Source organism: Pseudomonas sp. GW821-FHT05H12 (genome assembly GCF_059419385.1).
In genome coordinates this window covers 167,292-187,572 of record NZ_JBWKRS010000006.1, presented here as the reverse complement: position 1 = coordinate 187,572, position 20,281 = coordinate 167,292, and the positions used below count along the sequence as shown (strand labels likewise).

The window sequence follows — 20,281 nt, the reverse complement described above, 5'->3', positions numbered from 1 at the left end:
ACGCCCCCCCCCCCCCCCCCCCCCCCCCCCCCCCCCCCCCCCCCCCCCCCCCCCACCCCCGCTCCCACATTTGTTTTGTGGTGTTGCTGAGATCTAGCGTGGCTCGATGTGGGCAATCAGCAACTGCACGGTTTCATTCCCGCGAAACTCGTTCACATCCAGCTTGTAGGCCAATTCCACCCACTTCACCGTCGGGTTCGGCCAGACCTCGCGGTCCACCCCAAACGCAATCCCGTCCAGCTTCACCGACCCGCACTCGGTCTTGAGTACCACTTTGAGGTGGCGCTCCCCCACCACACGCTGCTCCACCAACTGGAACACCCCGTGAAACACCGGCTCGGGAAAGTGCTGGCCCCAGGGACCTGCGTGGCGCAGTGCGCGGGCCAGTTCCAGGTGAAACTCTTCCACGGCCAGGGTGCCATCGGACAGCAGGCGCCCAGTCAGGTCTTCTTCACGCAGTTGGCGACGCACTTCAGCATCAAAGGCTTCGGCAAACAGTGGGAAGTTTTCCTCAGCCAGCGTCAGACCTGCCGCCATGGCGTGGCCGCCGTATTTGGCGATCAGGTTGGGATGCTGGCTAGCGACCACCGCCAGCGCGTCACGGATGTGAAAGCCCTGTACCGAGCGCCCAGAACCCTTGAGCAGGCCGTCACCGGCGTCGGCGAAGGCGATCGTCGGGCGGAAATAACGCTCTTTCATGCGCGACGCCAAAATCCCGATCACGCCCTGGTGCCATTCCGGATCGAACAGGCACAATCCATAAGGCATTGACTCCACCGGCAGGTCCTTGAGCTGGGCCAAGGCCTCGCGCTGCATGCCTTGCTCGATGGATTTACGGTCCTGGTTCATGCCGTCCAGTTGCGCGGCCATTTCACGCGCGGCAGCAAAATCCGTGGTGAGCAGGCATTCAATGCCCAGGCTCATGTCATCCAGGCGCCCGGCTGCGTTCAGGCGCGGCCCGAGGATAAAACCGAGGTCGGTAGAAGTGATGCGCGCCGCATCGCGCTTAGCCACTTCGAGGATCGCCTTGATCCCCGGCCGCGCACGCCCGGCGCGAATGCGCTCCAGGCCCTGGTGCACGAGGATGCGGTTGTTCGCGTCCAGGGGCACCACATCGGCCACGCTGCCCAGGGCGACGAGGTCGAGCAGTTCGCCAATGTTGGGCTGCGGCTTGTTCTCGTACCAACCCAGGCTGCGCAGGCGCGCACGCAGGGCCATCAGCACGTAGAAGATCACGCCCACGCCGGCCAGGGCCTTGCTGGGGAACTCACAGCCGGGCTGATTCGGGTTGACGATAGCGTCGGCCAGCGGCAGTTCGTCGCCGGGCAAGTGGTGGTCCGTCACCAGCACGCTCAACCCCGCGGCTTTCGCCGCCGCCACGCCTTCGACGCTGGAGATACCGTTGTCCACGGTGATCAGCAACTGCGGCCTGCGCTGCAGGGCCACGGCGACGATTTCGGGGGTGAGGCCGTAGCCGTATTCGAAGCGGTTCGGCACCAGGTAATCGACATGGGCCGCGCCGAGCAGACGCAAGCCCAGGGTGCCCACTGTGCTGGCCGTGGCGCCGTCGGCGTCGAAGTCACCGACGATCAGGATGCGCTGGCGCTGCTCCAAGGCGGTCACCAGCAAGTCCACGGCAGCATCAATGCCCTTGAGTTGCTGATAGGGAATCAGCCGCGCCAGGCTTTTATCCAGCTCGGCTTCCGACTGCACCCCGCGTGCGGCATAGAGACGGGTCAACAGCGGCGGCAATTCACCGAGAAACGGCAGGACAGCAGGCAAGGGGCGGGGATCGATACGCATGGGGTGAAAGGTGCTTCTCTTCTAATACAGCGGTTAAACAGCAATTCTGAATACAACACAAATCAACTGTGGGAGCTGGCTTGCCTGCGATAGCGGTGGGTCAGTTGGCACATCTGCTGCCGATACACCGCTATCGCAGGCAAGCCAGCTCCCACACAAAGAGTTCCTGCCCGTTCAGTCGCGTCCGCCGACAAGCCATTGCAATTGCACTTCATGCTGGCCACGGTCGTCGGTGACGAAGATCGTGCCTTCGCTGATCATCACGTCCCACTTGATCACCCGAGGCATGTCCTTGGCCAGTGTCTCGAGGACTTCCTGCGGTACGGCGGCGATGTGCACGTTTTTCAGGTTGTTCGCCACTGGCACGACCTTGCCTTCCCACACACGCAGGCTGCCGTAGGCCAGCAGGCTGGTGCGTTCGGTACGACGCGAGCACCAGGTCAGGCGGTCGGCGTCGGGTTGGCCGACTTCGATCCAGTGCAGCACCCGGTCATCCAGGCTTTTTTCCCACAGGGCGGGTTCGTCTACGTCCGACAGGCCACGTCCGAACGATAGCTGCTCGTTGTACCAGAGGGCGTAGGCCAGCAGGCGCACGGTCATGCGTTCTTCGGTTTCCGAAGGATGGCGGGCGATGGTCTGTTTGACACTCTCGTACACCGAGCGGTCGAGGTCGGTGAGGTTGAGTTCGAATTTATAGGTCGTGGACGGCTGGGCCATGAACGGGCTTCTAGAGACAGGGAAAGGCGGCCAGTCTAACCGATGGCGAGGTCATTCAACGAATACTGAGCTGCATCATCCTTATCACTGGGCCCCTCGCCTATGTTAAAAGGCATTCCACCACAGCCCTGCACAGACAAGGATCCTCATGTCGTTTAACGCCAAACCGCTTGCCGGCCTGAAAGTCATCGAACTGGGCACCCTGATTGCCGGGCCGTTCGCCTCGCGTATCTGCGCCGAATTCGGCGCCGAGGTGATCAAGGTCGAATCCCCGGATGGCGGCGACCCGCTGCGCAAATGGCGCAAGCTGTATGAAGGCACTTCGCTGTGGTGGTTCGTGCAGGCCCGTAATAAAAAATCGCTGACGCTGAACCTCAAGCACCCGGACGGCCTGGCGATTCTCAAGCAACTGCTGGCAGACGCCGACATCCTGATCGAGAACTTCCGCCCTGGCGTGCTGGAAAAGCTCGGCTTGAGCTGGGAAACCCTGCATGCACTGAACCCGAAATTGGTGATGGTGCGGCTGTCGGGCTTTGGCCAGACCGGGCCGATGAAAGACCAGCCCGGGTTCGGCGCCGTGGGCGAGTCCATGGGCGGGTTGCGCTACATCACCGGGTTCGAGGATCGCCCGCCCGTGCGCACGGGCATTTCCATCGGCGATTCGATTGCGGCCTTGTGGGCGGTGATCGGTGCGCTGATGGCGTTGCGTCACCGCGAGGTCAACGGCGGGCTCGGCCAGGTGGTGGATGTGGCACTGTACGAAGCCATTTTCGCCATGATGGAAAGCATGATTCCGGAGTTCGACGTGTTCGGTTTCATTCGCGAGCGCACCGGCAACATCATGCCCGGCATCACGCCCTCTTCCATCCACACCAGTGCCGACGGCAAGCACGTGCAGATCGGCGCCAACGGTGATGCGATCTTCAAGCGTTTCATGAGCGCCATCGGCCGTGACGACCTGGCCAACGACCCCGCGCTGGCCAGCAATGATGGGCGTGACAGCCGCCGTGATGAGCTATACGGCGTGATCGATCGCTGGGTCAATTCGTTGCCGCTGGAGCAGGTGGTCGAGCAACTCAACAAGGCCGAGGTGCCCGCCAGCCGTATCTACAGCGCCGAAGACATGCTGGGCGACCCGCAGTTTCTGGCCCGGGAAATGTTCCTCAAGGCGCAATTGCCAGGCGGCAAAGATTTCAAGATGCCCGGTATCGTGCCCAAGCTTTCCGATACGCCCGGCAGTTGTGAATGGGTGGGCCCGCAATTGGGGGAACACAACAGCGTGGTGCTCAATGAGCTGGGCTACGACGCCCTGGCCATCACCCGCTTGCGTGAGGCTGGCGCGATCTGATGACTCGCCGCGCCAGGCGCTGGTTCAGGCAAGTGTGCCTCGCCATGGTCATGCTCTGCAGTGGGTGGCCACTCTTGGCCAACGCCGAGGACACCTTGATCTGGCTGCTGCGCGACTTGCCGCCACTGACCATTTTCGAAGGACCACAGAAAGGCCAGGGCGCGCTGGACGCGCTGTTGCCGATGCTCAAGGAGCGGCTGCCGGAATATCGGCACCAGATCCTGCACGTCAATCGCGCCCGTGGCACGCAAATGCTGCGCGAGCCCTCGTTCACCTGCGACCCTTCGCTGCTGTGGACACCTGAGCGGGCCAGCTACGTGGTGTTTTCGGACCAGGCCTTTGTGGTGGTCAGCAACGGGGTGATGATCCGCCGCAGCAAAGAGCAAGCGATGGCGCCCTATATCGTCGACGGCCAGTTTGACCTGCAGGCGTTTCTCGAAGCGCGCAATGCACGCCTGGGGGCAATTGCCGAGCGCAGCTATGGCCCGGCCATCGACGAGCGGCTCAAGCACGCCGCGCCTCATCGACTGGCCCTGCATTACGGTAACGACGCGCTCGGTAGCCTGTTGCAGATGCAGCGTCTTGGCCGACTGGAGGCGGTACTGGGCTATTGGACGGAAATTCGTTACCACGCTCAGCAGCAGGGTATCGACCCCCAGGATCTGGTGTTCTTCCCGATCAAAGGCTCCGCGACCTACCAGCGCACTTACATTGGCTGCTCCAACACCGCCCAAGGGAGACAGGCCATCGAACGCATCAATGCGGTACTGCGAGATATCCCACAAGGGGAAGTACAGCAGTCTTACGCTTCCTGGCTGGACCCTGCCACACGCGAGCGTTACCTGTTGGATAACCCGAGCTTTTTCCAGGAAGCCCCTGCGCCCTGACAAATCCCAGGCAAAAAGAAACCCCGAAGAGTGGGGAGACACTTCGGGGTTAAACGTGGCCTACAAAGACCAGTACGACAAGCCACAAACACCGGAGCACAATGCTTGCTCTTGCCGTTATAAAATCTGACCGGCCATGGTGTAGGAAGTTTCCTCGGATAAACTTTTCTTCATGCCACGGCAGCGTTGCGTGTTTGGGCAGCGTTTCTCAGGGCAGCGATGACGGAAGGTTCCAGGCGCCCTTCGGCGATTTTCAGGTCTCGCAGCAAGCAGTCCACTACATCCACCAGCACGCGCTTGTCCATCAATTGCGCCCGGTCGACTTCACGCTCGACGACGATAGCGCCAGCAGGATTCTTCACGGTCACCAGGCACTCGCCCTGCACACCTGAGGTGGTCAGCGTAACCTGATAAGGGCTCAGTGCTTCTTCGAGCAATAGGCTGATACTTTCCATCTCGATCACCACTCAATAGTTCGGGAACAATCGGTTCAACGGGAGCTGCATCTATCCTAAGTGACTGTTTGTGACGTAGGAAAGTTCGCTTTATCGTCTTTATGGGGTCGTCAGGGGTGACGGATTCCAGCATGCGCTTGCAACATGACAACGAAAAAACGGCGCACATACCTGCTTACGCAATGGGCGGCTGTTTTGGGGTTTGCCGAAGGCTGCTAGCTGAGGTGAATCCTATACTCGGTGAGCGCTGAACAGGCTGTTATGCCGATAAAAGCGCATGTCAAAAGGCCCTTATTGCGAAGGATGAAGACAATGCTGGAACACGACAAAGAGCAAGCGGCGTTAGAGAAGATTCACGCCGACATATCACGCATCTATGCGGAGCAACGCAAACTCACGGCTGAAACACACAAGATAACCCGTGAAAATTTCTGGTACCCCCTGGGGGTGGTAATGGCCATGTTTACGGCGTTCAGCACCGTGTTGGCCATCGCGCAGAAACTTCTAACGTAGCCGCTCACGCCAAGCCGGGCCTGCCAGAAACAAAAAACGCCGCTGCCCCAAGGAAGGGACAGCGGCGTTTTTGTCTACGTGGCTTGCCTTACAGCGGCTTGCCCCGGTTGCCATGCTGGCTCACAAACGCCTGCACCGCCTTCAGGTCACTGGCCAGCACTGTGCAGCGCTCTTCACGCTCGAACAGGTCAGCCAGGTGCACCGGCAATTCCAGTGCCTTGCCAACACCAGCCTTCTCCACGGCCTCCGGGAATTTCACCGGGTGCGCAGTGCCCAGGATCACCATCGGGATATCCAGGCTGCGACGGCATTCGCGGGCGGCCTTCACACCGATGGCGGTGTGCGGGTCGAGCAGTTCGCCGGTCTGGGCATAGACTTCTGCGATGGTTTCGCAGGTCTGCGCATCGTCCACGGCCAGCGAGTCGAACAGCTTGCGGGTTTCGGTCCAGCGCTCTTCATCCACGCTGAAGCCGCCGCCGCTCTTGAAGGTGTCCATCAAGCCGGCAATCGCCGCACCGTTGCGACCGTGCATGTCGAACAGCAGGCGTTCGAAGTTCGACGAAACCATGATGTCCATGGACGGCGACAGCGTGGCGTGCAGGGTTTCCTTGACGTACTGGTTGCCGCTCATGAAGCGGTGCAGGATGTCATTGCGATTGGTGGCGACGATCAACTGGTTGATCGGCAGGCCCATGTTGCGCGCCAGGTAGCCGGCGAAGATGTCACCGAAGTTACCGGTTGGCACCGAGAACGACACCGAACGCGCCGGGCCGCCCAACTGCAGGGAGGCGTGGAAGTAGTAGACGATCTGGGCCATGATCCGTGCCCAGTTGATCGAGTTCACCGCCACCAGTCGCGTGCCCTTCAGGAAGCTCTGGTCAGCGAAGCTGTTCTTGACCATTTCCTGGCAGTCATCGAAGTTGCCTTCGATGGCGATGTTGTGGATGTTGTCACCAAAGATGGTGGTCATCTGGCGACGTTGTACTTCCGACACGCGCTTGTGCGGGTGCAGGATGAAGATGTCGACGTTTTCGCAGTGCTTGCAGCCTTCGATGGCGGCCGAACCGGTATCACCGGAGGTGGCACCGATGATCACCACGCGCTCGCCGCGTTTTTGCAACACGTAGTCCAGCAGGCGACCCAGCAGTTGCAGGGCGAAGTCCTTGAACGCCAGGGTCGGGCCGTGGAACAGTTCCAGCACCCACTCGTTGCCGTTCAGCTGGCGCAGAGGCGCGATGGCGTTGTGGGAGAACACGCCGTAGGTCTCTTCCAGGATCTTCTTGAAGTCTGCATCCGGAATGCTGCCGGTGACGAACGGGCGCATCACGCGGAAAGCCAGTTCGTGGTACGGCAGGCCGGCCCAGGAGGCGATTTCTTCCTGGGTAAAGCGTGGCAGGTTTTCCGGCACGTACAGGCCGCCGTCAGTGGCAAGGCCTGCCAGCAGGACGTCTTCGAAATTCAGGGCCGGTGCCTGGCCGCGGGTACTGATATAACGCATGACTGGCTCCTCTAGAGCATTCTTGAACAAGGGCCGCCGAACCTGCGGGGCCCTTGCAGCAAAACCATTAGTTCAGGTGTTCGACGCGGATCCGCACCACCGGGCCGACCACGCCTTGCAGGGCTTCGAGGGCGGCGATGGCGTCGTTGATGTGCTGCTCGAGCACGCGGTGGGTCAGCAGGATCATCGGCACCTGGCCGTTTTGCTCCTCGACTTCCTTCTGCATGATCGACTCGATATTGATGCCGCGCTCCGACAGGATGCTGGCGACCTGGGCCAATACGCCCGGGTGGTCCTGGGCCTGGATGCGCAGGTAGTAGGCGCTCTCGCAAGCTTCGATCGGCAGGATCGGATGGGCCGACAGCGAGTCCGGCTGGAAGGCCAGGTGCGGCACGCGGTTTTCCGGGTCGCTGGTCATGGCGCGGACCACGTCCACCAGGTCGGCGATGACCGACGAAGCCGTTGGCTCCATGCCGGCGCCGGCGCCGTAGAACAGGGTGGAACCTGCCGCATCACCGTTGACCATCACCGCGTTCATCACGCCATTGACGTTGGCGATCAGGCGGTCGGCCGGGATCAGCGTCGGGTGCACACGCAGTTCGATACCGGCCGGTGTGCTGCGCGCCACGCCCAGGTGCTTGATGCGGTAGCCCAGCGCTTCGGCGTAGTTCACGTCGGCAGTGGTCAGTTTGGTGATGCCTTCGGTGTAGGCCTTGTCGAACTGCAGCGGAATACCAAAGGCGATGGAGGCCAGGATGGTCAGCTTGTGCGCTGCGTCGATGCCTTCCACGTCGAAAGTCGGGTCGGCTTCGGCGTAACCCAGGGCCTGGGCTTCGGCCAGCACGTCTTCGAACGTACGGCCCTTCTCGCGCATTTCGGTGAGGATGAAGTTACCGGTGCCGTTGATGATGCCGGCCACCCAGTTGATACGGTTGGCGGACAGGCCTTCACGGATCGCCTTGATCACCGGGATGCCACCGGCCACGGCGGCTTCGAATGCCACGATCACGCCCTTCTCGCGGGCCTTGGCGAAGATCTCGTTGCCGTGCACGGCGATCAGCGCCTTGTTGGCGGTGACCACGTGCTTGCCGTTCTCAATGGCCTTGAGCACCAACTCACGGGCCACGGTATAGCCGCCGACCAGTTCGATGACGATATCGATCTCAGGGTTGGTGGCAACAGCGAACACATCGTTGGTAATCGCAATACCGGTCGTTTCGAACTGAGGCTTTGGCGAACGTGTGGCAATTTGTGCCACTTCAATCCCGCGACCTGCACGGCGGGAAATTTCCTCAGCGTTACGCTGAAGTACGTTAAAGGTGCCGCCACCGACGGTCCCTAACCCACAGATGCCTACTTTGACCGGTTTCACTGAAGAACTCCCCATGAAACGGCCGACACGAGGTCGGCCGTGGAAAACAGCCGCACGACTGCGGCTTTCAATTAGTGGCCCGCCGACTCATCAGCGGGCCATGATCGTCAAAGGTTCGACGATGCTGGTTTATTTGGCACTCAGCGCCAGTTTGGCAACTTGTGGTGCCGGCTGGTAGCCCGGAATCACTTGGCCGTCAGCCAAAACGATGGCCGGTGTACCGTTCACGCCAATGGACTGGCCCAGGGCGAACTGCTTGGAAACCGGGTTGGCGCACTTGGCTGCCTTGATTTCCTTGCCATCGACCATCTTGTCCATGGCCGCTTTCTTGTCGGCCGAGCACCACACGGCTTGCAGCTGCTCGTCACCCGGCGAGCCCAGGCCCTGGCGCGGGAACGCTACGTAGCGCACTTCCACACCCAGCTTGTTCAGCGCAGGCACTTCGGCGTGCAGCTTGTGGCAGTACGGGCAAGTGGTGTCGGTGAACACGGTGATGTGGGTCTTGGTCTCGCCGATGGCCGGGTAAACCACGGTTTCAGCCACCGGGATGCCGTTGATCAGCTTGGACACGCCCAGGCGCTCGGCTTTCTCGGTCAGGTTGACCGGCTTGCCGTCCTTCAATTGGAACAGGTAGCCCTGGACGATGTACTGGCCATCGGCACTGGCGTACAGCACACGGCTGCCCTTGAGCTTGACTTCATACAGGCCGGCCATGGGGCTGGCGCTGATGCTTTCGATCGGGGTATCGAGCTGCAGGTTGGCCAGGCTCTTGCGGATGGTCTGCTCGGCAGCGTCATCGGCAAACGCAAAGGTGGAAACCAACGCAATGGCTGCGGCGGCAATAATCTGGGTCAAGCGCATGGGAACTCCTGAAGGCAGATGCAGGGACGGAAGCAGTTGCACCGATGTGGAAACCCGGGCATGGGCCGTCCCCTTTGCTAACCGGCAAAGCCTACCACAGTTGGGCCGCAGGGCAGCCCGTGGCGGGATAAATTGGCGGTTTTCAGCCTCGTGGGTGATGTTTGGCGTGCATATCCTGCAAACGTGCGCGGGCCACATGGGTATAGATCTGGGTTGTGGATAAATCGCTGTGGCCGAGCAGCATCTGGACCACACGCAAATCCGCACCGTGGTTGAGCAAATGCGTGGCAAAGGCATGGCGCAACGTGTGGGGCGACAGTGCCTTGCCGATCCCGGCGACCTTGGCCTGGTGCTTGATGCGGTGCCAGAAGGTTTGGCGCGTCATCTGCTCGCCGCGCAGGCTCGGAAACAGCACATCACTGGGCCGCCCACCCAGCAGTTCGCTACGCGCATCGCGCATGTAGCGCTCGACCCACACAATCGCCTCCTCGCCCATGGGCACCAGGCGCTCCTTGCTGCCCTTGCCCATCACCCGCAACACGCCCTGGCGCAGGTTGACTTGCTCCAGGGTCAGGCTGATCAGCTCGGTGACGCGCAGGCCACAGGCGTACAGCACTTCGAGCATCGCGCGGTCACGCTGGCCGATGGCTTCGCTCAGGTCAGGGGCAGCGAGCAAGGCGTCGACGTCGGCTTCTGACAGGGATTTGGGCAATGGCCTGCCAAGCTGCGGCATATCGACCTGCAGGGTGGGGTCGAGGGCGATCAGCTTTTCGCGCAGCAGGTAGCGATAAAAGCCACGCACGCCAGAGAGGAATCGTGCGGTAGAGCGGGGTTTGTAGTTCTGCTCCAGGCGCCAGGCCAGGTGGTCGAGGATCAACTCGCGACCGGCATTGACCAGTTCCAGGTTTTTTTCCTGCAGCCAGCCGTTGAACAGGGCCAGGTCACTGCGGTAGGCCTGACGGGTGTTGTCGGACAGGCCTTTTTCCAGCCACTGGGCGTCGAGGAATCGGTCGATCAAGGGGTGGTCAATGGCGGGCATGGGGGCTCAGACGCTGAAAAGAATAGGCAGATGCTACCGCATGTGGGCGCTGGCTTGCCGGCGATGGCAGTTTCAAATATTGCGGCGCTGTTGCGGGCCTCATCGCCGGCAAGCCGGCTCCTACGGGGGTTTTGTGTGTGGCCGCTGATGGGTGACCGACACTGGGCAAATGTGGGAGCTGGCTTGCCTGCGATGGCGGTTTCAAATATTGCGCCGTTGTTGCGGGCCTCATCGCCGGCAAGCCGGTTCCTACAGGGGGTTTGTGTGTGGCCGCTGATGGGGGACCGACACCGGGCACATGTGGGAGCTGGCTTGCCTGCGATGGCGGTTTCAAACGTTGCGGCACTGTTGCGGGCCTCATCGCCGGCAAGCCGGCTCCTACAGGGGTTTTGTGTTTGGCCGCTGGTGTGTGATCGACATCGAGCACATGTGGGAGCTGGCTTGCCTGCGATAGCCACGACCCGGTTTCAGATCAGTCAGCAAAGCCTGGCAGCACCGGAACGGGGCGCTTGTCGGCATCGATGGCCACAAAGCTGAACACACCCTGGATTGCCTTCTCGCGACCATCGGCACTCATGCTCTCAACGAACACTTGCACTTCAACCTTGAGGCTGGTGTTGCCGACCTTGATCACTCGGCCGATCAGTTCAACGATGGAGCCGGCAGGAATTGCGTGGTTGAAGTCGATGCGGTCGGTAGACACGGTCACCAACGGCAACCGGCAAAAACGCGTGGCCGTAATGAACGACACTTCATCCATCCAGGCCAGGGCGGTGCCGCCGAACAGGGTGTTGTGGTGGTTGGTGGTCGGCGGGAACACGGCCTTGGTCACGTGGGTGACGGAGAGGTCGGTGCGGCGCTGGATTTCTTCAAGGCGGGTGGTCATAAACAAATACCGGGACTAGACAAATTTCAGGCACAAAAAAGCAGCCCGTAGGCTGCTTTTTTCTGCATCGGGAAGCTGGACTTAAGCCAGTTTTTCCTTGATGCGAGCTGCTTTACCGGACAGGTCACGCAGGTAGTACAGCTTGGCTTTACGTACGTCACCGCGACGCTTGACGGCCATGCTGTCGATTTGCGGGCTGTAGGTCTGGAAAGTACGCTCTACGCCAACACCGTTGGAGATTTTACGAACAGTGAAAGCACTGTTCACACCACGGTTACGCTTGGCGATTACCACGCCTTCGAACGCTTGCAGACGCGAACGGTCGCCTTCCTTCACTTTCACCTGAACGACAATGGTGTCGCCCGGGGCAAAGGTAGGGATCTCTTTGGTCATCTGCTCTGCTTCGAGTGCAAGGATGATTTTGTTAGTCATGCTGTGCTCCTAAGGTAAGTCAATGGACCTACCATCGATACGTTGTTAACTATCGTCCCGCGCGAGGATGTATTCCTCGAGCAGCTTCTTCTCTTCTCCAGAAAGCGAGCGGCTTTCCAGAAGATCGGCGCGTCGTTCATAGGTCCTACCAAGGGACTGCTGTAAACGCCAACGCCGGATGTGTGCGTGATTGCCACTTAGCAATACGTCGGGAACACGCTGATCCGCATACACCTCCGGTCGGGTGTAGTGCGGGCAATCCAGCAAACCATCCGTGAAGGAATCTTCCTCCGCGGAGTCCGCATGCCCTAAAGCTCCAGGCAGCAGTCGTGTAACCGCATCTATCAGGACCATCGCCGGCAGCTCGCCGCCAGACAGGACATAGTCCCCAATCGACCACTCTTCATCGACATGAGCTTCAATAAACCGCTCGTCAATGCCTTCATAGCGACCGGCAATCAGGATCAGTGCTTCCTCATTCGCCAGTTCGCGGACCCCAGCCTGTTTCAGCTGACGGCCTTGAGGGGACAGGTAAATTACCTTCGCCTTCTCCCCGGCAGCTGCCTTGGCCTGAACCAACGCGTCTTCCAGGGGCTTGATCTTCATCACCATGCCCGGGCCACCGCCAAATGGGCGATCGTCCACAGTGTGATGTCGATCCGTCGTGTAGTCTCGCGGGTTCCAACAGGTGAGCTGCAAGAGCCCCTGTTTCACCGCCCGACTGGTGATGCCGTACTCGCTGATGGCGGAAAACATCTCGGGAAACAAACTGATCACTTCAATGCGCAAATTAGCCACGCTTAGAAGTCCGCGTCCCATTCCACCTTCATCTCGCCCGCGGCCAGGTCGACGGCCAACACGCATTGCTCGGTATACGGCAACAGGCGTTCGCGATCATCCAGGCTGCCAGCGCAAGGCTTGACCACCATTACATCATTGGCGCCGGTTTCCAGAAGATGATCGATTTTCCCGAGCAATTGCCCCAGTTGATCAATAACCTTCAGACCTTCCAGCTGGTACCAGTAGTACTCGCCGTCGGTCAATTCAGGGAACAGGTTGCGCGGCACGCAGATCTCATAACCAGCCAGAAGACGAGCTTCTTCACGATCATCAAGACCCTTGAGCTTTGCGACCAGGAACTTATCGCTCCCGCGTCCACTGACCAGCTCGACCTGTTTCACACTCCCTTCGCGCTTGAGCGTCCAGGTCTTGTACTGCAACAGGTTTTCAGTCGGATCAGTAAAGGAATACACCTTCACTTCGCCGCGAACGCCATGAACAGAGTAAATCTTGCCGATAACGATCAAATCATCAGCAACAGCTGGCGTCGCGTTCATATCGCTCAGGCCGCAGCCTTAGAAGCGTCCTTCAGCAACTGAGCAACGCGCTCAGAAGGTTGTGCACCAACGCTCAGCCAGTAGGCTACGCGCTCTTGGTTCACGGACAGACGAACTTCTTGACCACGAGCGATCGGGTTGAAGAAGCCAACTTGTTCCTTGTGAGAGCCGTCACGTGGGTTGCGGCTGTCAGTTACGGTCAAGTGGTAAAACGGGCGCTTTTTGGAGCCGCCAAGGGCAAGACGGATTGTTAGCATGTGAACATCGTTCCTGTAGTCGGTGCTGCAAATCTAAATGCACAGCGGGCATAGGTGCCCGAAAGGCCGCATATTCTAAGGAATATCCGGACTTTTGCAAATGTCTTTTTCTGGCGCCTATCGGCATGCCATTCAGATCTGCTATAGAGCCGTCGGTTAAAACGGCGAGTCAGCCCCCGCCAACGGCGGGTTTGCTGGAGATCCCACATCCCTGTGGGTCGGAGCGCAAGCGGGCTTGCGCTCGAATTCTTTACATCTTGGGCATGCCGCCGCCGGGCAACATACCGCCCATGCCGCGCATCATCTTGGCCATGCCGCCTTTGGCAGAGAATTTCTTCATCATCTTCTGCATCTGCTTGTGCTGCTTGATCAAGCGGCCGATGTCCTGCACCTGGGTGCCGGAGCCCATGGCGATCCGACGTTTGCGCGAACCGCTGATCAGCTCAGGGTCGCGGCGCTCGGCCGGGGTCATGGAGTTGATGATGGCTTCCATCTGCTTGAACTGCTTCTCTGCCGCGCCCTGGGCATTGCCCATCTGCGCCAGGTTCACACCGCCGATGTTCGGCAGCTTGTCCATCAGGCCGCCAAGGCCGCCCATGTTCTTCATTTGCTGCAGCTGGTCGCGGAAGTCTTCGAGGTCGAAGCCCTTGCCCTTCTTCAGCTTCTTGGCCAGCTTGTCGGCCTTGTCCTTGTCGAGCGTGGCTTCGGCCTGCTCGATCAGGCTGAGCACGTCGCCCATGCCAAGAATGCGCGAAGCAATACGCTCAGGGTGGAACGGCTCGAGCGCTTCGCTCTTCTCGCCCATACCGATGAACTTGATTGGCTTGCCGGTGATGGCACGTACCGACAGCGCCGCACCGCCACGGGCATCGCCGTCGACCTTGGTGAGGATCACACCGGTCAGTGGCAGTGCGTCGCCGAATGCCTTGGCGGTGTTGGCGGCGTCCTGGCCGGTCATGGCGTCGACCACGAACAGCGTCTCGACCGGGTTGATCGCGGCATGCAGCGCCTTGATCTCGCCCATCATCTCTTCGTCGATGTGCAGGCGACCGGCGGTATCGACGATGACCACGTCGATGAACTTGAGCTTCGCTTCTTTAATAGCAGCGTTGGCGATATCAACCGGCTTCTGGCTCAGGTCGGACGGGAAGAAGGTCACGCCCACTTCGCCTGCCAGCATTTCCAGCTGCTTGATCGCGGCCGGACGGTAGACGTCAGCCGACACCACCATCACGGACTTCTTCTTGCGCTCTTTAAGGAAGCGCGCCAGCTTGCCGGCGGTGGTGGTCTTACCCGCACCCTGCAAACCTGCCATCAATACGACGGCCGGTGGCACGGCGCTGAGGTTCAGGTCTTCGTTCGCTGCGCCCATCAGGCTTTCGAGTTCGGCCTGGACGATCTTCACAAAGGCCTGGCCCGGGGTCAGGCTGCGGGACACTTCGGTGCCCACCGCGCGCTCTTTGACCGAATTGACGAAGTCCTTGACCACAGGCAAGGCCACGTCGGCTTCCAGCAACGCCATGCGCACTTCGCGCAGGGTGTCTTTAATATTGTCCTCGGTCAGCTTGGCCTTGCCGGTGACATGGCGCAGCGTCTGCGAGAGACGGTCAGTCAGATTTTCAAACATGCGCGATCCTTTCAGGCCCTATTCATAGACCGAGGTAATGGCGGCCCAGGCTGTGGTAAATCGCTATTAAAAACAGCGCTCGGCGAGCCTGCGGCGTGGGCAGGTCGCGGATTATAGCGAAGACTGCGCCAGTGCACACCCGCTGTCTGGCCCGGGAGTCTTTCGTGGAACGCAGGGGTATGCCAAACTCAGCGCCTTTCGGGCTTGTCTATCAGGATTTATGGTCCCCTTGTCACCCAGTTTGCTACCCAGCCTCGCCGCCGCCATTCTGTACGCCGCTGCGACCCTCTATCAGGGCACTCGTCTGGCCCAAGGCACCAAAGCGGACAAACGTCTGCTGGTGGGCCTTGGCGTCCTCGCCCTGCTGGCCCATGCCACGAGCCTGTTCACCCACCTGATGACACCGGTCGGCCTGGGCCTGGACTTTTTCAGCGCCGCCAGCCTGATCGCTGCCGCCGTCATCGCGCTGACCCTGCTGGCCTGCTACCGCATTCCCGTCGAGAACCTGCTGGTGCTCCTTTTCCCACTGGGCATGTTGACGGTACTGCTGGCGCATTTCACCCCGACCGGCACCGTGCAGGTCATTGATGAAGAGCCAGGCATCCTCGCGCATATCCTGCTGTCGATCCTCGCCTACGGCATGTTCACCATCGCGGTGTTCCAGGCGCTGCTCCTGCTGCTGCAGGACCACCAGCTCAAAAACAAACACCCGTCCGGGCTGATCAAGAACTTCCCACCGCTGCAAACCATGGAAAGCCTGCTGTTCGGTTTCCTGTGGGCCGGCTGGACGCTGCTGTCGCTGTCGCTGATCTCCGGCTGGCTGTTCGTCGAAAACCTGTTCGCCCAGCACCTGGTGCACAAAACCTTGCTGGCGTGCCTGGCCTGGGTGGTGTTCAGCGTACTGCTGTGGGGCCGCAACCGCCTCGGCTGGCGTGGGCACAAGGCGATCCGCTGGACCCTGGCCGGTTTCTGCCTGCTGATGCTGGCCTATTTCGGCAGCAAGCTGGTTCGCGAATACATCCTGCATATCTGACGGGCAGCGATCATGGACAACTTGCCCCTAGGGCCGATGCTCGCCGTAATTGCCTTGCTGGTGTTATGGGCCGCGCTGTTTACTGCCATCGAAGCCGCACAGCAGCACCTGCTGGCCCTGCGCCCCGGTACACGCCAGGGCGACAAGGCAGCCGCACGCCTGAGCTTTCCGCGCAACAGCCTGATCTTGTGCAACAGCCTGTGCCGCGCCGCCGTGGTGATTCTCTGCACTCTGCTGGCCATCTACGCCTGGGCCCAGAACGGCCCGTGGCTCGGCTGGCTGATCTCCTGCGCGATCCTGCTGATCCTGGCCGACTACCTGCCCCGCACCCTGGCTACTCGCCACCCGCAAGCCGTGCTGGGTTTCGGCAATACGCTGCTGGGCGTGCCGCTGAAAATCCTCTACCCCTTGGCCTGGCTGCTCAATGGCACCAGCCTGCTGTTGCTGCGCCCGTTCACGCGCACCTCCGGCGTGGTGAAAAAGAGCGACGAGCCGCTGCCCGAGCATGACGACGAGCCGGAACCCGAGGCCGATGCAGGCCGCACTCCTGGCATGCCCGGTATCCATGCCCTGGACAACATCACCGTCAATGACATCCTCGTGCCGCGCAGCGAAGTGGACGGCATCAACCTGGACGATTCGGTCGAGGAAATCATCGAACAACTGCGCACGTCCCAGCGCACGCGCCTGCCGGTGTTCCACAGCGATATCAACCAGGTCGAAGCAGTGCTCAACACCCGGCAGATCCAGCACCTGCTGCCGGATGCCAGCCTGACCAAAGAAGCATTGCTTGCGGCCTGCCACGAGCCCTACTTCGTGCCGGAAAGCACGCCGCTGCAGTTGCAACTACTCAACTTCCACAAGCAGCAGCGGCGCCTGGGCATGGTGGTGGACGAATACGGCGAAGTGCTGGGCATCGTCACCCTGGAAGACATCCTCGAAGAAATCGTCGGCGAATTCGAAAGCGAGCAGAGTGCAGACAACCCGCACATCGAAGCGCAACCCGACGGCCGCTACATCATCGACGGCGCCGCTTCGATCCGCGAGCTGAACAAAAGTCTGGGCTGGCACCTGCCCAGCGACGGCCCCAAGACCCTCAACGGCCTGGTCACCGAAGCACTGGAGACCATTCCCGACTGTGCGGTGTGCCTGAAAATCGGCCGCTACCGCCTGGAAATCCTCGAAACCGAGGACAACCGGGTGAGCAAAGTGCTGATCTGGCACACCAGCCGAATGCCCGTCGCCGCCTGACCCCTCTGTAGGCGCTAGCTTGTGTGGGAGCTGGCTTGCCTGCGATAGCATCGCCTCGGTGCAACTCATCAACCGAGTCGCCTGCATCGCGGGCGAGCCCGGCTCCCACACAAGCCGGCTCTTACAAAGATCCGCAGCCAGCCCCTTGTTGGATCCGCAAACCCCTTCCTATAATCGCTGCGGCTTACCAGAGCCCCGCCCGACCGCGTGCTACCCGCACCCAGCGTGTCCAGGCACCGTTTTACCGTGTCTGACCGGTGTTTGCTCCCATCCCGAGCCGCCCCGCGCACAACCCTGATCCATGGGTGTTCGACCAATAACAATCCGCGTCCTAACGCGCACTGACCATCAGGGATACCCGCATGAGCACCACCTATAACGAGGCTGCGACCGCCGCCCCGACCAACTCGACCGCACGGGTCGCCACGGCGAGCATCGTCGGCACCGCCATCGAGTTCTACGACTTCTATATCTACGCCACCGCCGCCGCGCTGGTGATCGGCCCGGTGTTCTTCCCACAGACGTCCGGCACGGCGCAGATGCTCGCGTCGTTCCTGACCTTCGGCATCGCCTTTATCGCCCGCCCGCTGGGCTCGGCGCTGTTCGGTCACTTCGGCGACCGCATCGGGCGTAAATCCACGCTGGTGGCTTCCTTGCTGCTGATGGGCGTGTGTACAACGCTGATCGGTTTACTGCCCGGCTATGACAGCATTGGGGCCTGGGCGCCGATCCTGTTGTGTGTGCTGCGCTTCGGCCAGGGCCTGGGCCTTGGCGGGGAATGGGGCGGCGCTGCGCTGCTGGCCACCGAGAACGCGCCAAAGGGCAAACGCGCCTGGTTCGGCATGTTCCCGCAATTGGGCCCATCGATTGGGTTCCTGGCGGCCAACGGCCTGTTCCTGATCCTGGCCATGAGCCTGAGCGATGAGCAGTTCCGCAGCTGGGGCTGGCGTATCCCGTTCATCCTCAGCGCAGCCTTGGTGATGGTTGGCCTGTATGCACGCCTGAAACTGCATGAGACCCCGGTGTTCGCCAATGCTGTCGCCAAAGAAGCCCCGGTGAAGGTGCCGCTGGTGGAACTGTTCAGCCAGCATTGGCTGCCGGTCTTGCTGGGCGCAGCATCGATGGTGGTGTGCTACGCGCTGTTCTACATCACCACCGCGTTTTCACTGAGCTACGGCGTGTCGACGCTGGGCTACAGCCGCGAAACCTTCCTCGGCCTGCTGTGCTTTGCCGTGCTGTTCATGGGCCTGGCGACACCACTTGCCGCCATGGCCAGTGATCGCTACGGGCGCAAGCCGGTGCTGATCGTAGGGGCGGTCCTGGCGATTCTGTCGGGCTTTACCATGGAGCCGTTGCTGACCCACGGCACTACTTGGGCAGTTGCGCTGTTCCTGGCGTTGGAGCTGTTCCTGATGGGCGTGACCTTCGCGCCAATGGGCGCGATGCTGCCGGAATTGTTCCCGACCCGCGTGCGTTATACCGGCGCATCGGCGGCATATAACCTGGGTGGGATTGTGGGCGCGTCGGCGGCACCGTTCTTCGCGACCAAGCTGGTGGCGATGGGTGGGCTGAGTTATGTCGGTGGGTATGTGTCGGCGGCAGCGTTGCTCAGCTTGATTGCGGTGCTGTGCCTGAAAGAAACGCGTAACAACGATTTGAATCGAGTCGCCTGATAGATCGAATCGCCGGCAAGCCGGCTCCTACAGGTTGAATTGTGAATACCTTCAAATGTGGGAGCTGGCTTGCCTGCGATAGACGCGCCGCGGTTACAGCTCTACTACAACAGCCTTCGAAGCACGGGTCGCCTTGGCACGAGCCGCTTCAATCGACTCATCCCGCGCCAACGCCACACCCATGCGGCGCTGACCATTCACTTCCGGCTTGCCAAACAGGCGCAACGCCGTGTCCGGCTCGCTCAAGGCTGCACCCAGGTTGGCGAACGCCGTCTGGGTCGACTGCCCTTCCACCAGAATCACCGCCGAGGCCGAAGGCCCGAACTGACGGATCAATGGGATCGGCAAGCCGAGGATGGCGCGCGCGTGCAGGGCGAACTGCGACAGGTCCTGGGAAATCAGGGTCACCAAGCCGGTGTCATGCGGACGCGGCGACACTTCGCTGAACCACACCTGGTCACCCTTGATGAACAGCTCCACGCCAAACAGGCCACGGCCGCCCAAGGCTTCGGTCACCGCCTTGGCAACGCGCTCGGACTCAGCCAGGGCAATCGGGCTCATGGCCTGAGGCTGCCAGGATTCCTGGTAGTCGCCCTTCTCCTGACGGTGACCCACCGGCGCGCAGAAGGTGGTGCCGCCAATATGGCGCACGGTCAGCAGGGTGATTTCGTAGTCGAAGTCGATAAAGCCTTCGATGATCACCCGGCCCTTACCGGCACGGCCACCTTCCTGAGCGTAATCCCAGGCTTTCTGCACATCATCGGCGCTGCGCAGCAGGCTCTGGCCCTTGCCCGACGAGCTCATCACCGGCTTGACCACACACGGGAAGCCCAGGTCCTGCACGGCCTTGCTGTAGTCTTCGAAGGTGTCGGCGAAGTGGTACGGCGACGTCGGCAGGTCCAGCTCTTCGGCGGCCAAGCGACGGATGCCTTCGCGGTTCATGGTCAGCGAAGTAGCGCGGGCGGTCGGGATCACGGTGAAGCCTTCGGCTTCCAGTTCCACCAGGGTGGCGGTGGCGATGGCTTCGATTTCCGGCACGATAAAGTGCGGTTTCTCGGCTTCGATCACCGCACGCAGGGCGGCGCCGTCGAGCATGTTGATCACGTGGCTACGGTGCGCCACCTGCATGGCCGGCGCGTTGGCGTAGCGATCCACGGCAATCACTTCAACGCCCAGGCGTTGCAGTTCGATTACCACTTCCTTGCCCAGCTCACCGCAGCCACACAGCAAAACGCGGGTCGCGGTTGGCGACAATGGAGTTCCGATTCGGGTCATCTCAGGTCCTCAGGGGA

General features: G+C 60.9%; 20 protein-coding genes. 6 read left to right on the top strand and 14 right to left on the bottom strand.

Going from position 1 to position 20,281, the window contains the following annotated elements; all coding sequences use genetic code 11:
• Positions 1 to 93 precede the first annotated feature (93 nt).
• Both recJ and AC07SU_RS07780 read right to left on the bottom strand, forming a co-directional pair.
• On the bottom strand, positions 94 to 1,803 hold the full coding sequence (gene recJ / locus AC07SU_RS07785; protein WP_494996668.1) for a single-stranded-DNA-specific exonuclease RecJ: 1,710 nt from the start codon (positions 1,801 to 1,803) through the stop codon (positions 94 to 96).
• A 174-nt stretch (positions 1,804 to 1,977) separates the two neighbouring features.
• Complete coding sequence (locus tag AC07SU_RS07780; protein WP_494996667.1) at positions 1,978 to 2,520, bottom strand: YaeQ family protein; 543 nt, start codon at positions 2,518 to 2,520, stop codon at positions 1,978 to 1,980.
• Between the two features lie 148 nt (positions 2,521 to 2,668).
• Between AC07SU_RS07780 and AC07SU_RS07775 the strand changes: the two genes are divergently transcribed.
• Together AC07SU_RS07775 and AC07SU_RS07770 are read left to right on the top strand one after the other, a co-directional pair.
• On the top strand, positions 2,669 to 3,868 hold the full coding sequence (locus AC07SU_RS07775) for a CaiB/BaiF CoA transferase family protein (RefSeq protein ID WP_494996666.1): 1,200 nt from the start codon (positions 2,669 to 2,671) through the stop codon (positions 3,866 to 3,868).
• Complete coding sequence (locus AC07SU_RS07770; protein ID WP_494996665.1) at positions 3,868 to 4,755, top strand: TIGR02285 family protein; 888 nt, start codon at positions 3,868 to 3,870, stop codon at positions 4,753 to 4,755. The genes AC07SU_RS07775 and AC07SU_RS07770 overlap by 1 nt, the downstream gene beginning before the upstream one ends.
• A gap of 170 nt (positions 4,756 to 4,925) precedes the next feature.
• On the opposite strand, the gene AC07SU_RS07765 is transcribed toward AC07SU_RS07770, so the two are convergent.
• On the bottom strand, positions 4,926 to 5,210 hold the full coding sequence (locus AC07SU_RS07765; protein WP_176994382.1) for a DUF3509 domain-containing protein: 285 nt from the start codon (positions 5,208 to 5,210) through the stop codon (positions 4,926 to 4,928).
• Positions 5,211 to 5,522: 312 nt separating this feature from the next.
• Here AC07SU_RS07765 and AC07SU_RS07760 point away from each other — a divergent pair, with 312 nt between their 5' ends.
• On the top strand, positions 5,523 to 5,723 hold the full coding sequence (locus tag AC07SU_RS07760) for a hypothetical protein (protein WP_176994383.1): 201 nt from the start codon (positions 5,523 to 5,525) through the stop codon (positions 5,721 to 5,723).
• 88 nt (positions 5,724 to 5,811) lie between these two features.
• On the opposite strand, the gene thrC is transcribed toward AC07SU_RS07760, so the two are convergent.
• The 10 genes from thrC to ffh form a co-directional block, all read right to left on the bottom strand.
• Positions 5,812 to 7,221, bottom strand: coding sequence for a threonine synthase (gene thrC, locus AC07SU_RS07755; protein ID WP_494996664.1), 1,410 nt, complete (start codon positions 7,219 to 7,221; stop codon positions 5,812 to 5,814).
• Positions 7,222 to 7,288: 67 nt separating this feature from the next.
• The gene (locus AC07SU_RS07750; protein WP_010207988.1) at positions 7,289 to 8,593 is read right to left on the bottom strand and encodes a homoserine dehydrogenase; all 1,305 of its coding nucleotides are present in this window, start codon (positions 8,591 to 8,593) and stop codon (positions 7,289 to 7,291) included.
• 129 nt (positions 8,594 to 8,722) lie between these two features.
• Positions 8,723 to 9,454, bottom strand: a complete 732-nt coding sequence (locus tag AC07SU_RS07745) for a thioredoxin fold domain-containing protein (protein WP_010207987.1) — start codon at positions 9,452 to 9,454, stop codon at positions 8,723 to 8,725.
• Positions 9,455 to 9,596: 142 nt separating this feature from the next.
• The gene (gene xerD / locus AC07SU_RS07740; RefSeq protein WP_494996663.1) at positions 9,597 to 10,493 is read right to left on the bottom strand and encodes a site-specific tyrosine recombinase XerD; all 897 of its coding nucleotides are present in this window, start codon (positions 10,491 to 10,493) and stop codon (positions 9,597 to 9,599) included.
• A 472-nt stretch (positions 10,494 to 10,965) separates the two neighbouring features.
• Positions 10,966 to 11,379, bottom strand: a complete 414-nt coding sequence (locus tag AC07SU_RS07735; protein ID WP_494996662.1) for an acyl-CoA thioesterase — start codon at positions 11,377 to 11,379, stop codon at positions 10,966 to 10,968.
• An 81-nt stretch (positions 11,380 to 11,460) separates the two neighbouring features.
• Positions 11,461 to 11,811: a 50S ribosomal protein L19 gene (gene rplS, locus AC07SU_RS07730; protein WP_003175895.1), complete on the bottom strand. Its 351-nt coding sequence runs from the start codon at positions 11,809 to 11,811 to the stop codon at positions 11,461 to 11,463.
• 45 nt (positions 11,812 to 11,856) lie between these two features.
• The gene (trmD, locus tag AC07SU_RS07725; protein ID WP_016977714.1) at positions 11,857 to 12,630 is read right to left on the bottom strand and encodes a tRNA (guanosine(37)-N1)-methyltransferase TrmD; all 774 of its coding nucleotides are present in this window, start codon (positions 12,628 to 12,630) and stop codon (positions 11,857 to 11,859) included.
• The gene (gene rimM / locus AC07SU_RS07720; protein WP_003175898.1) at positions 12,612 to 13,148 is read right to left on the bottom strand and encodes a ribosome maturation factor RimM; all 537 of its coding nucleotides are present in this window, start codon (positions 13,146 to 13,148) and stop codon (positions 12,612 to 12,614) included. Before rimM ends, trmD begins: the two co-directional genes overlap by 19 nt.
• Positions 13,149 to 13,153: 5 nt before the next feature.
• Positions 13,154 to 13,405 (bottom strand): 30S ribosomal protein S16, encoded by a 252-nt coding sequence (gene rpsP / locus AC07SU_RS07715; protein WP_003209587.1) that lies wholly within the window; start codon positions 13,403 to 13,405, stop codon positions 13,154 to 13,156.
• A 250-nt stretch (positions 13,406 to 13,655) separates the two neighbouring features.
• The gene (gene ffh / locus AC07SU_RS07710; protein ID WP_003193965.1) at positions 13,656 to 15,032 is read right to left on the bottom strand and encodes a signal recognition particle protein; all 1,377 of its coding nucleotides are present in this window, start codon (positions 15,030 to 15,032) and stop codon (positions 13,656 to 13,658) included.
• 220 nt (positions 15,033 to 15,252) lie between these two features.
• On the opposite strand from ffh, the gene AC07SU_RS07705 reads away from it, so the two are divergent.
• From AC07SU_RS07705 to AC07SU_RS07695, 3 genes are all read left to right on the top strand, one after another.
• A complete protein-coding gene (locus AC07SU_RS07705; protein ID WP_372339912.1) occupies positions 15,253 to 16,065 on the top strand; it encodes a cytochrome C assembly family protein in 813 nt (270 codons plus the stop codon).
• 12 nt (positions 16,066 to 16,077) lie between these two features.
• The gene (locus AC07SU_RS07700) at positions 16,078 to 17,316 is read left to right on the top strand and encodes a transporter associated domain-containing protein (RefSeq protein WP_176994387.1); all 1,239 of its coding nucleotides are present in this window, start codon (positions 16,078 to 16,080) and stop codon (positions 17,314 to 17,316) included.
• A 362-nt stretch (positions 17,317 to 17,678) separates the two neighbouring features.
• Complete coding sequence (locus AC07SU_RS07695) at positions 17,679 to 18,989, top strand: MFS transporter (RefSeq protein ID WP_494996661.1); 1,311 nt, start codon at positions 17,679 to 17,681, stop codon at positions 18,987 to 18,989.
• Between the two features lie 93 nt (positions 18,990 to 19,082).
• Here AC07SU_RS07695 and purT read toward each other — a convergent pair whose 3' ends face one another.
• Positions 19,083 to 20,264 (bottom strand): formate-dependent phosphoribosylglycinamide formyltransferase, encoded by a 1,182-nt coding sequence (gene purT, locus AC07SU_RS07690; protein ID WP_017139720.1) that lies wholly within the window; start codon positions 20,262 to 20,264, stop codon positions 19,083 to 19,085.
• Positions 20,265 to 20,281 lie beyond the last annotated feature (17 nt).